At 67.6% G+C, this 442-nt stretch carries 1 pseudogene; it reads left to right on the top strand.

The annotated features are described in order from the left end of the window. Positions 1-414 (top strand): annotated as a pseudogene (locus AC5RVV_RS18130) (MFS transporter); the annotation flags it as partial. Positions 415-442: the final 28 nt, after the last annotated feature.

The following is a 442-nucleotide window of genomic DNA, read 5'->3' as shown; positions in this document are numbered from 1 at the left end:
GGCCGGAAGGTCGTCATCGCAGGCATCCTGTGCGCCATGAGCGGTGTGGCCCTGTCCATCCTGGTCATCCAACTGCAGGCGGCGGGTGCGGTGAGCGTCTGGTGGCTGCTGGCCACGCTCTCCTTGGTCGGTATGGCCCAGGGCATGGTGATCAGCCCCAACCAGACGCTGACCCTGGCCGAGGTGCCGCTGGACTACGCCGGCAGTTCCGGGGGCATCGTGCAGACCGGCCAGCGACTGGGCACCTCAATGGGGATCGCCATGATCACGGCACTCGCGTTCGCGGTACTTTCCGGCTCGGACTGGAGCGCGGCAATCACCGCCGGCTTCGCCGTGATCGGCCTGGTCATGCTGCTGACGCTGGCGGTGGCGGTCAGGGACCAGCGCCTTCGTCAGGCCCACCGGAACCAGTAGGCCTGACGAACGTTGGCCAGTGGAGGCT

This window comes from Arthrobacter sp. MDT2-34-1 (assembly GCF_059091365.1).
Note: the sequence above shows the minus strand (reverse complement) of the source record. Positions and strands in the feature narration are given on the sequence as shown.